A 10,235-nucleotide genomic window follows, 5' to 3' on the forward strand; every position below is an offset into this window, starting at 1 on the left:
TTCCGGTTTTCCGGTTTTCCGGTTTTCCGGTTTTCCGGTTTTCCGGTGAAAAATGCCTGCGATCAGAAATCTGTCAACCTCAAATCATTTCAGCCAAAGAAAAAGGCGGCCATCTCTGGCCGCCCTATCATTCAGATAATATCTCAATATTATGCGCGTTCAAGCAGCCCCTTCTGGCGGGCCAGTTCACGCATACGTTTCTGTAGTTTTTCAAATGCCCGCACCTCGATCTGGCGAATGCGTTCGCGGCTGACATCGTACTCACCGGACAGATCTTCCAGCGTCTTGGGTTGATCTTCCAAACGGCGTTTCATCAGGATGTCTTTTTCCCGGTCATTCAGCGCATCCATAGCTTCCGCCAACAGCGCGCGGCGGGTGTCCAGTTCGTCCTTGGCTTCGTAATCACCAGCTTGGTCCGCATCGTCATCCTCAAGCCAATCCTGCCATTGCATCGTGCCTTCACCTTCAGACCCGACTGTGGCGTTCAGCGACGCATCCCCACCAGACATCCGACGGTTCATGGAGATCACTTCATCTTCGGTCACACCCAGATCATTGGCAATGCGGGCCACGTTTTCCGGGCGCAGATCACCTTCTTCCAAGGCACCAATGCGATTTTTAGCTTTGCGCAGGTTAAAGAACAGTTTTTTCTGCGCGGATGTCGTGCCCAGCTTCACCAAAGACCAAGACCGCAACACATATTCCTGAATGCTCGCACGGATCCACCACATGGCATAGGTCGCCAGACGGAAGCCTTTTTCAGGATCAAACCGTTTCACCGCCTGCATCAGACCCACGTTGGCCTCAGAAATTACCTCGGCCTGGGGCAGACCATAGCCACGATAGCCCATAGCGATTTTCGCAGCCAAACGCAGATGCGAGGTCACCATTTTATGCGCGGCCTCAGAATCTTCATCCTCAACCCAACGCTTGGCCAACATATATTCCTCTTCCGGCTCAAGCAGCGGGAATTTACGGATTTCCTGCATATAGCGGTTCAGCCCCTGTTCCGGGCTGGGTGCTGGAAGATTTGCATAGTTGCTCATATCGGCCCTCGTCCTGTTCGCTGCGGGCTTACCTGTCCCGCTGCGCAAACTTATGTTTACGCGATTAACATACTATCAGATAGTTCATCTTAGCACGTTTTCAAGGCCCCGCCCTAACAAATGTGCCTTAATGCACGGTTAAGTGAGGAAATGTTTCAAGGCTCACGCAGCCTTGTGTCATAGTTTTTCACTCCAAACACTAAACAGCCTTCATCGGGTAATGTTTCGGCATTTTCAGCCCTGCATCTTTGATCCGCGCCACAAGTTCGTCGGACATAAACAACCAAGGACGCAGGATGTGTTTTTCCCGCCAGATATGCTTGCCGTCCGCCGCCTCGCGGGACATTGCAAGACCAGCCAATGCAGAACGGGATGTTGAGATAACATCCACACCTTCGCCCGCGTAGGCATCTGGCCGCGCGCTTGCCGGATCGCTGCCTTCCAAGCGGAAGCTGGCCAGGTGCGTGTGAATCACCATCCCATAATACGGCACCGGATAGGTCTGATCCTTTGGCATGGTGATTTTCATCGGCCAGAACTGATGCACCCCCGGTTCCAGGTCTTCGATGATATCTCTGAGGGTTTCGTCCACCGCTATGAGTTGGTTCTTCATCATAATCAGAGATGCTAATTCCTTATGTACTTTAAGCGTTTTCAACTCTTTCGGTTGCGCATAGTCTTCTAAAGGCCCGAGGTCTTTCACGTATTTTTGAGAAAAATGATAAAAATCAACTCGTTGCTCCATCCCGTGAGTTTTTTTTCTGACGCTGTCATTTGCGTATTGTAATAGTTTTCTATTGTATCTTGCAAACCAACATACTTGCCGGGCGGGAAATAATCCCCAAATCCTTTCGGCCCAATCACACCATAAGTCATCTGCTCTCTCCCCTTCCATTGCCAGTCAGTCCACGACCAAGTGCGCTTAATTTACCGGTGCTTTTGATTGCACCGAAGCCGGTTCCACCTCAGATGCGCCCATTTTTGTCAGTGTTTCGTTATCAACGAGACCTTTGCACCAACAATCAACTTGGTCGTGGCTTCAGTTTCGAGCTATAATGCAAAAAGAGAGTTAGCTTGTGACACCGGTCCGCAATTTATCCGCCAACCCCTGCATATCCACGGGATCAGGCGCTTCAAAACGCAGGGTTTCGCCTGTGTCCGGGTGCACGAACCCAAGGCTGGCGGCATGCAACGCCTGACGTGGGAACGCGCGGGCGGCGGCGGCGGCCACTGGGCCAACGGCTTTATCCGCCAGTTTGCGTTTCCCACCATAGGTCTGGTCGCCAATCAGCCCGTGACCGGCGTGGGTCATATGCACACGGATCTGGTGGGTGCGGCCAGTTTCAAGCCAGCATTCCACCTTGGCCGCAACCGCAGGGTTGCCGTAACTTTCCAGAATACGCACCCGCGTCACCGCATGACGGCCACCGGTGAAAATCACCTGTTGTTTCTGACGGTCATGCTTGTGACGCGCCAGCATTGTGGTGATTTTCATGATGTTGCTGGTCTCGAAATTCACGCCCTTCACGCCGCGCAGACGCGGATCAAACGCATCCGGCACACCATAAACCATCGCGTGGTAATGCCGTTCAACCGTGTGTTTTTCGAACTGTTTTGCCAGCCCCTGATGGGCTTTATCGGTTTTCGCAACCACCAACAGACCGGACGTATCTTTATCAATCCGGTGCACAATGCCCGGCCGCGCCTTACCACCGACGCCAGACAATTCACCGCCAAAATGATGCAATAACGCATTCACAAGCGTCCCCGAGGGCGTGCCCGGCGCGGGATGCACCACCATGCCGACGGGTTTGTTGATCACAATCAGGTGGTCGTCTTCAAACAGGATATCCAGCGGGATATCTTCGGGCAGAATATGCGTGTCCACGGCCTGAGGCACAGCAATGGTGATCACATCCCCAGCAGCCACTTTCGCCTTTTGATCCGTCACAACAAGACCGCCACGTGATACAGACCCATCAGCAATCAATTTCGCAAGACGCGAGCGCGACAGCGAAGCTTCCTCTGGCACATCGCGCGCAAGCGCTTTATCAAGACGCGGCGGAGGGTTCTCCGCGATCACGACCTCAATGATATCCTGAGAAAGATCCTGCATGTCTGACGCCCTACCTGAAGACCAAACGGAATTGCCCGCCAGCCTGAAGTTTCTGAAAATCCTGGTCACGATCTTGACCGGGGTAATGATCCTGGGCGTTGTAGTGATCATTTTCCTGCTTGTCACGCGGCTAACGCAATCCCCTGCGTCAATCGCCCTGCCCGACCAGATCACCCTGCCCGACGACGCCACCGCCACGGCCTATACCCGCGGCAGCGACTGGTTTGCGGTGGTGACAACATCCGAGGATGGCGAAAGCATTGTGATCTATGATCTGGATGGCGGAACCCTGCGCCACGAAATAAAAGTGGATTAGCAGGATTCAGATGCTCACGTCATTCGCGAATTGAATGCCAGCATAGATGAATAAAGCCGTGCCAACTATGATCACCACCCAGCGAAAGACCCGGCTGTTGTCCACACCGTAACTCATCAAATAGTCAAATAATGACCCGGTGCTTTTTATCATGCCAATCATGCAAAAAACTCACCTAAGGCGTGACGAATAATCCAATAAAAGAAAATTGCGATACCCGGCCATAAGACATAGCCTCCATTTCGATCCAGAAAATCGGATGATGTGAAAGAGAACGCTACGAAGAGCAAAACAATCGCGCCGGTTGCAACAACCCGCGCTTTCATTTCAAACGACATACCGCTCCAAATATTTGATAAATAAAAATTAACCTCAAAAACCTATTAAAGACATATGTCCCCGCAAACTAAGCGCATAACAGAAGATTGCGCAATCTCATGTTCAATCTTTGCCCTGATCCTCGGCAAGTTCTGCCAAAACATCATCCGTATCTGCCCCAAAACGCGGGGGGGCGCGGCGGTAGGTGACCGGGGTTGCAGAGAAGTTCAAAGGGTTGCCCAGCACCGGGATCACACCATCGGCAGCATCCTCTGACGCCAAACCCGGTGCCATGTTGCGCGCAGCCACCTGGTCGCTTTCCATCACCTGATCCAGCGTGTTCACCGGACCAACTGGCACTTTGATTGCCTCAAGCCCAGAAATGATGTCCGCCATCGGGCGTTTCGCCATCTCAGGATCAATCAACGCATAAAGTGCGTCCCGGTTTTCCAACCGTGCAGGATTGGTCGCAAAACGCGGATCATCCGCCTGCCCTTCAAGCCCAAGCCAGGTCATAAAACGCTGAAACTGTGTGTCATTTCCAACAGCCAAGATCACATGCCCGTCACTTGCCGCACAGGTTTTATAAGGCACGATATTGGGGTGACCATTGCCGCGGCGCTTTGGCAACTCGCCCGATACCCGGTAATTCACGCCCTCATTGATCAACCAAGCGATCTGACTGTCCACAAGCGCAATATCAATCTGTTGCCCTTCCCCGGTCGCATCCCGGTGACGCAGGGCCGCCAAAATCCCCGTGGTCGCATACATGCCACACATGACATCGGCGATGCCAACGCCAACCTTCATGGGATCGCCTTCAGGTTCCCCGGTCAAAGACATGATCCCACCATAACCCTGCGCCATCAGATCATAGCCCGGTTTGCTGGCGTTCGGACCCGTCTGGCCATAGCCCGAGATCGAACAGTAGACTAAGCCCGGAAGGTCATCCTTAAAAGACGCATAGTCCAGCCCGTATTTGGCAAGCGACCCCGGCTTGAAATTCTCAATCAACACATCCGCCATGGCGGCCAAATCACGAATGATCTTCTGCCCCTCAGGCGTGGCGATATCGACGGCGACAGATCGTTTGTTGCGGTTGGCGCAGATAAAATAGGCGCTGATGTCACTATCCGACCCATCGGTCATTTCCACATAGGGCGGCCCCCAGGAACGCGTATCATCGCCGCCGGTTGCGGGGTTCTCAATCTTGATCACATCCGCGCCCATATCGCCCAACAGCTGGGTACAGGTAGGGCCCGCCAAAATGCGCGAAAGATCGAGAACTTTCAGACCATGCAGTGGGCCATTCACTTGATTTTCAGACATGATCAGATTTTCCCATCGTAAGCGCGCGCTTCAATTTCCGCGGCAATCACCGTGAAGGTATCAGCAGATTTCGCGGCCTCAAGGGCTGCGCGCAACTCAATACGATTTGTCACACGGTAGCCCTGCCCACCAAGGGAACGCCCGAGGCTGGCGAAATCATGTCGCCCAAAGGCCACACCGTGTTTCGCCATTTGGCGGCCACGTTGCTTGAGCTCAATCAAAGCCAATTCTGCATCGACGAACACCACGAAAATCGGGTTGCCACCAAGTTCCGCCGCCGTCGCCAGTTCCCCCGCGCACATCAAGGTGCCCGCATCACCGGAAAAGCTGATGACCTGCTGATCTGGCGCCGCCATTTTTGCGCCCATTGCCAAAGGCAGGGCACAGCCCATGGTACATAAAGCCGAGCTTTGCAAAAGGCCGCGTGGCCCGTCACATTGCCAGATTTGCGACAATAAAATCCGATGCGCGCCACTGTCAGCCGTGGCGATGGTGCCTTCTGGCATAGTGTCACGACATTCCGCGATCACCGCTGCAGGCCCCCAGTCCTCACGCGTATCAAACAGGTCGGAAAGCGCCGCTTTCGCCGTCGCAATCTCATTACCGGACCAGGTTTCAACCGGTTCAACACCCAGCCCCAGCGCCTTCAGACTTTCGCCAGTATGGGCGATGAAATTCACAGTCGCTTGGTGCATGTAGTGGTCGTTCATCACGGGGGCAATGTCGATAACGTTGACCTGCTCAGGATCCCAAATCTCGCGCCAACCCGGACGCATTTCAATAGGGTCATAGCCCGCACAGATGATCATATCCGCGTCCTTCACGAAGGGCACAAGAACCGTATCCGCACGCGGAGACAGGCCCGCACCACCAAGGCAAAGCGGGTGATCCTCACGCAGTACACCTTTGGCTTTATAGCTGGTGATGACCGGGATGTTGAAGGTCTCTGCAAAGCTTTGCAGTTCCGCATGTGATCCTTCGCTTAGCACGTCTAATCCGGCAATTATCACCGGACGTTTGGCATTCGCCAGCCATCCACGCGCCTGCGCGAGGTCAGGTCCCGCGGGCACAACCGGGCTTGCAGGCGCAAGGCGCCGCAGGCGTTTGGGGGTAACCTGCATATCCGCAACTGAAATCGGCACATCAATATGCACAGGGCCCGGGCGCGGTGACATCGCTATGGAAACCGCTTTATCCGCAATGATATCAGCGCCTTCTGCGGTCAATTTAAAGGTTGCCTTAGTGATTTCGCCCAGCACCGCCTGATGATCCAAGACTTGGTGCGTATAGGTCAAAGCTTCGTCATCATCGACACAACCAGACAGCACGATCATTGGCACGCGGTCTTGATGCGCGTTGGCAATGACATTGACACCGTTCAACACGCCAGGCCCCAAAGTCGCGACCAAAATCGCAGGTGCGCCATCCACATGATGCACGCCCTCGGCCATGAAACCTCCGGCATTTTCATGCTTGCACAGGATGAATTTAATACCAGCACGTTCCAGCGCATCGACCATGGTCAGAACCTCGCCACCGGGCATGCCAAAGGCGTGGCGACAGCCGGCCTCATATAGGCGGCGGGCGACCAGATCTGCGGCGCGTGTTACTTCAGTCATTTGTTGGATCCTTCGGCGATATTTGCGTAACCCTCACGGGTTTGCGGCACCTTAATGCCCAGCAATCCACCTGCAACCTGTGTTTTGAGAATTTGCGCGGTTCCTCCCCCAATTGTGAACATACGCACGTCGCGATACATACGTTCAAGCGGTTCCTGGTTGCCATATCCGCGCGCGCCAAACATTTGCAACGCATCATTCACAACCTGAATGGCGTTTTCAGAGGCAAACATTTTCGCCCGCGCCGCCAGATGCATGTCGGGAAACCCTTTCCCACACAGCGTCTGCGCCGCCTCACGCAACATCAGGCGTGCGGCATGGGTCTTTGCATCCATCTCAGCAAGCATCCACTGTAAACCTTGGAATTCCGCCAAAGGACGCCCGAATTGTTCCCGTTCCTTCAGATAACGCGTGGCATGACCCAGCGCACCCGCAGCAATTCCCATGGCAATCGTACCCGCCCCCACGCGTTGGCTGTTATATGCGGTCATCAAATCGGCAAAGCCGCGTTTAAACCCAGAAGGTGGGCTGACGACCATATCATCCGCAATGAACACATCGTTGAAATGCAATTCTGCTTCGGGCATACCGCACAACCCCATGGTGCGTTCGCGGCGCGCAACAGAAAACCCTGCGCAGGCATCGCCATTATCTGGATCGTGCAGCACCAAAAAGCCCCCAATCCCAAGATCTACGCCGCTTTCGTCCTGCACCCGCGCAAAAATTAGATGCAGCTTTGAAACACCCCCGCCGGTGATCCAGTGTTTGCATCCGTTCAACCGATACCCGCCCGCAACCTTTTGCGCAGTGCTGGACATTTCGGTGGCGGCGGACCCCGCACCGGGCTCTGTGATACAGATCGCAGGTTTATCCCCCGCCAGCACATATTTCGCACAGAATTTCTTTTGTTCCTCAGTCCCATACGCCATCACGGCACTGATACCGCCCATATTGGCTTCAACAATGATGCGTGCGGTCAAAGTGCAGTGTCGCGCCACCTCTTCAACCACATCCACAACCTGCAAAAAACTTGCGCCCTGCCCGCCATATTGACGTGGGATCGACATCCCCATGAGGTTGGCCGCGACAAGATCTGGGATGTTGTCATGGCAATACTCACGGGTTTCGTCCCACTGCGACGCACGTGCAGCAAGGGTCGGACCAAGGGCACGGGCCGCTTTTAACAACGTGGTTTCAACGGGGTTCATCGGAGAGGCAGAAAGATCAGACATCAGGGCATCCTTATTTGGGTTACCCGTCGCTAAGCCGCTTGAAACTTAACATCAATCGAATATAAATGAATTATTAATTAAGGAATACTGAAGCATGAATATCCAAAGCCTGCGCACCCTGCTTAGCATCTCAGAAACCGGATCTTTTTCGGCCACTGCCGAAATGCTGAACATGACATTGCCTGCGGTTTCAATGCAGATGAAAGCGCTGGAAGCAAGCCTGGGCCAAAAGCTGTTTGACCGCTCCGCACGCCCGCCCCGCATGACACCCGAAGCCCGGGCACTTTTGCCAGATGTTCGGATCATTTTGGACGCACGCGCACGGATCAAAGCCATGGGACAGGACAGCGATGTGTTGCGCGGCCGTTTCCGCATCGGATTTGTGCCAACCACCAGTGTGCGCTTGCTGCCAGGTTTTCTGAAACAAGCCCGCTTGAATGCATCAGAGGCCACATTCGAAGCCTCAACCGGGCTGTCCGCAACCCTGTGCAGCGCGGTCCAGTCTGGCACGTTGGATTGCGCAGTGGTCACAGATGATGACCTGCCCGACGGATTGCATTGCACGCGGATCACCACCGAAGACATGGCCTTGGCCCTGCCTGATGGATTTGAAAACAAAGACCTTTCCGCATTATCCGGCACATTACCTTTCCTGCAATTCCTACCTGCAGGTGGTATCGGGCGGCACATCGGAACCTGGCTTCGGGAAAACAAACACCAGCCAAAAGATCGCATCACCTTTGATATGGTTGAACCGATTATCGAATGCCTGTCCCATGGGATTGGCTATACTATTTTGCCGCGTCCGGATCTGGAACGCTGGCCAGATAAACCCTTTCAGATCCGCACCCTGCCCGGCACGCCCTTAACGCGGGATCTGGTCTTTGTCGCGCGCGACGGTATGCTGGCCGATACAACCCGCAACCGGATCTTAACGATGCTTCAGAACCGCTGATCGTCGATACCTAGGGTGGGTTTGGCAAGCCCTGTCAAGTCGTCCTTTTGGGTCAGACGTACATCATACCCTTTTACTTCAACCCCGTAGGGTCCCAACGCTTTGATCGCGCGTGACAGGTTTTCCGGGGTCATGCCCAGATAAGATGCAAGCGCACGTTTTTCCAACGGCAAGCGGAATTCATCTGCACCATATTCCGCGCTTTTGCGCAGCATATAATTCGCCAACCGTTCAATAGAGGACCGCAGTTTCAGGTTCTTGCTGCTTTTCACAACCGACCGGTAACATTGTGCAAGTTCCGTTACCACGGCACGGGCAAATCCGGCGTCTTTATCGAACACATCACGCACATCCCCCGATGGCAGCATGATAATACGCGATTTTTCCATGGTTCGGGAACTCATGAGATAGGGCGCATCGCGCACAGTGGCCGCAAGGATAAACGTCGAGACCGGGCGCACAATCGCCATGGTGCTGTCGTTGCCATTCCAGGACGCGTAAAGTTCCACACTGCCCGACATCAGCACATGCAAAAAATCGGCGCGATCCCCTTCCTGGGTCAGATCAACCTGCGGCGGGAACATCTGCACATAAGCCCCGCGCATCAGCCGGTCAAAATTTGCAGATTCCATATTTCTGAAGAGATCCAGTTTCAGGATCTCGGGTATGTCTGACTCGCGCATGGCTGGCTCTCTCCCGTTATGCGGGTTTTATCAATCAATTGACAAAAATCAAGCCGCATTTTTCATTCTGCAATTCAAGCCTTGATGAAACGTCACACCTCACACAAAGAAATTCGCCTATCCATTTATTTCAACTGGCAAAAAACCACTTTTGATCTGCATCAAGTTTTTGACATGCTATAGGGCGCAAACCCAGATCGGAGCCCGCCGAACGGGCAGAATATCTGGAGGGACAGATGGAGCTACAAAACAAAGCCACAAGTCTCTGGCGAAATTTCTTTAACGTCAGAATGGTTCAAATCCGCACTTTCCACATGACGTGGTTTGCGTTTTTCGCATGTTTCTTTGCTTGGTTTGGCATCGCGCCAATGATGATCATCGTGCGCGAAGAACTGGGCCTGACCAAATCTCAGGTCGGCTGGACAATCATCGCATCTGTTGCCGTGACCGTCTTTGCCCGCTTCTTTATCGGCTGGTTCTGTGACCGGGTCGGGCCACGCATCGCATATACATCCCTGCTGCTTGTTGGGTCTTTGCCTGTTGCTGGTATCGGTCTTGCGAACAGCTTTGAAAGCTTTCTGATTTTCCGCCTTTTGATCGGTGTGATTGGCGCGTCATTCG

General features: G+C 53.8%; 11 protein-coding genes. 3 read left to right on the top strand and 8 right to left on the bottom strand.

Annotated features, from left to right (window positions below; translation table 11 throughout):
• Positions 1–149: 149 nt before the first annotated feature.
• From rpoH to ACPGUT_RS14940, 4 genes are all read right to left on the bottom strand, one after another.
• Complete coding sequence (gene rpoH, locus ACPGUT_RS14925) at positions 150–1,046, bottom strand: RNA polymerase sigma factor RpoH (protein ID WP_423992718.1); 897 nt, start codon at positions 1,044–1,046, stop codon at positions 150–152.
• A 199-nt stretch (positions 1,047–1,245) separates the two neighbouring features.
• Entirely contained in the window at positions 1,246–1,791 is a 546-nt protein-coding gene (locus tag ACPGUT_RS14930; RefSeq protein ID WP_423992736.1) for an imm11 family protein, read from the bottom strand.
• On the bottom strand, positions 1,746–1,922 hold the full coding sequence (locus ACPGUT_RS14935) for a hypothetical protein (RefSeq protein ID WP_423992738.1): 177 nt from the start codon (positions 1,920–1,922) through the stop codon (positions 1,746–1,748). The genes ACPGUT_RS14930 and ACPGUT_RS14935 overlap by 46 nt, the downstream gene beginning before the upstream one ends.
• Before the next feature lie 193 nt (positions 1,923–2,115).
• Positions 2,116–3,162: an RluA family pseudouridine synthase gene (locus ACPGUT_RS14940; protein ID WP_423992720.1), complete on the bottom strand. Its 1,047-nt coding sequence runs from the start codon at positions 3,160–3,162 to the stop codon at positions 2,116–2,118.
• On the opposite strand from ACPGUT_RS14940, the gene ACPGUT_RS14945 reads away from it, so the two are divergent.
• Complete coding sequence (locus tag ACPGUT_RS14945; RefSeq protein WP_423992722.1) at positions 3,161–3,478, top strand: DUF6476 family protein; 318 nt, start codon at positions 3,161–3,163, stop codon at positions 3,476–3,478. The two genes, ACPGUT_RS14940 and ACPGUT_RS14945, sit on opposite strands and share 2 nt — an antisense overlap.
• A gap of 441 nt (positions 3,479–3,919) precedes the next feature.
• Here ACPGUT_RS14945 and ACPGUT_RS14950 read toward each other — a convergent pair whose 3' ends face one another.
• The 3 genes from ACPGUT_RS14950 to acdA are packed head-to-tail and all read right to left on the bottom strand — an operon-like array spanning position 3,920 to position 7,976.
• Complete coding sequence (locus ACPGUT_RS14950; protein ID WP_423992724.1) at positions 3,920–5,125, bottom strand: CaiB/BaiF CoA transferase family protein; 1,206 nt, start codon at positions 5,123–5,125, stop codon at positions 3,920–3,922.
• 2 nt (positions 5,126–5,127) lie between these two features.
• Complete coding sequence (locus ACPGUT_RS14955; protein ID WP_423992726.1) at positions 5,128–6,744, bottom strand: thiamine pyrophosphate-binding protein; 1,617 nt, start codon at positions 6,742–6,744, stop codon at positions 5,128–5,130.
• Positions 6,741–7,976, bottom strand: a complete 1,236-nt coding sequence (gene acdA / locus ACPGUT_RS14960; RefSeq protein WP_423992728.1) for a 3-sulfinopropanoyl-CoA desulfinase — start codon at positions 7,974–7,976, stop codon at positions 6,741–6,743. The genes ACPGUT_RS14955 and acdA overlap by 4 nt, the downstream gene beginning before the upstream one ends.
• A 94-nt stretch (positions 7,977–8,070) precedes the next feature.
• Between acdA and ACPGUT_RS14965 the strand changes: the two genes are divergently transcribed.
• Positions 8,071–8,931: a LysR family transcriptional regulator gene (locus ACPGUT_RS14965; RefSeq protein ID WP_423992730.1), complete on the top strand. Its 861-nt coding sequence runs from the start codon at positions 8,071–8,073 to the stop codon at positions 8,929–8,931.
• Here the strand turns inward: ACPGUT_RS14965 and ACPGUT_RS14970 are convergent.
• Positions 8,919–9,614, bottom strand: a complete 696-nt coding sequence (locus tag ACPGUT_RS14970) for a cyclic nucleotide-binding domain-containing protein (protein WP_423992732.1) — start codon at positions 9,612–9,614, stop codon at positions 8,919–8,921. The genes ACPGUT_RS14965 and ACPGUT_RS14970 overlap by 13 nt on opposite strands.
• A gap of 236 nt (positions 9,615–9,850) precedes the next feature.
• Between ACPGUT_RS14970 and ACPGUT_RS14975 the strand changes: the two genes are divergently transcribed.
• On the top strand, positions 9,851–10,235 hold a 385-nt coding region (locus tag ACPGUT_RS14975; RefSeq protein WP_423992734.1), incomplete at its 3' end, for an MFS transporter.

Origin of the sequence: Halocynthiibacter sp. (assembly GCF_049608145.1) — a bacterium.
In the GTDB taxonomy this organism is placed as follows: Bacteria; Pseudomonadota; Alphaproteobacteria; order Rhodobacterales; family Rhodobacteraceae; genus Halocynthiibacter.

What these genes read in the sequence shown, in the direction of transcription:
- ACPGUT_RS14950 (WP_423992724.1), bottom strand. Translation starts at nt 5,125, where the DNA reads ATGTCTGAAAATCAAGTGAATGGCCCACTGCATGGTCTGAAAGTTCTC.
- ACPGUT_RS14935 (WP_423992738.1), bottom strand. Translation starts at nt 1,922, where the DNA reads ATGACTTATGGTGTGATTGGGCCGAAAGGATTTGGGGATTATTTCCCG.
- ACPGUT_RS14955 (WP_423992726.1), bottom strand. Translation starts at nt 6,744, where the DNA reads ATGACTGAAGTAACACGCGCCGCAGATCTGGTCGCCCGCCGCCTATAT.
- rpoH (WP_423992718.1), bottom strand. Translation starts at nt 1,046, where the DNA reads ATGAGCAACTATGCAAATCTTCCAGCACCCAGCCCGGAACAGGGGCTG.
- ACPGUT_RS14940 (WP_423992720.1), bottom strand. Translation starts at nt 3,162, where the DNA reads ATGCAGGATCTTTCTCAGGATATCATTGAGGTCGTGATCGCGGAGAAC.
- ACPGUT_RS14945 (WP_423992722.1), top strand. Translation starts at nt 3,161, where the DNA reads ATGTCTGACGCCCTACCTGAAGACCAAACGGAATTGCCCGCCAGCCTG.
- acdA (WP_423992728.1), bottom strand. Translation starts at nt 7,976, where the DNA reads ATGTCTGATCTTTCTGCCTCTCCGATGAACCCCGTTGAAACCACGTTG.
- ACPGUT_RS14970 (WP_423992732.1), bottom strand. Translation starts at nt 9,614, where the DNA reads ATGCGCGAGTCAGACATACCCGAGATCCTGAAACTGGATCTCTTCAGA.
- ACPGUT_RS14930 (WP_423992736.1), bottom strand. Translation starts at nt 1,791, where the DNA reads ATGGAGCAACGAGTTGATTTTTATCATTTTTCTCAAAAATACGTGAAA.
- ACPGUT_RS14965 (WP_423992730.1), top strand. Translation starts at nt 8,071, where the DNA reads ATGAATATCCAAAGCCTGCGCACCCTGCTTAGCATCTCAGAAACCGGA.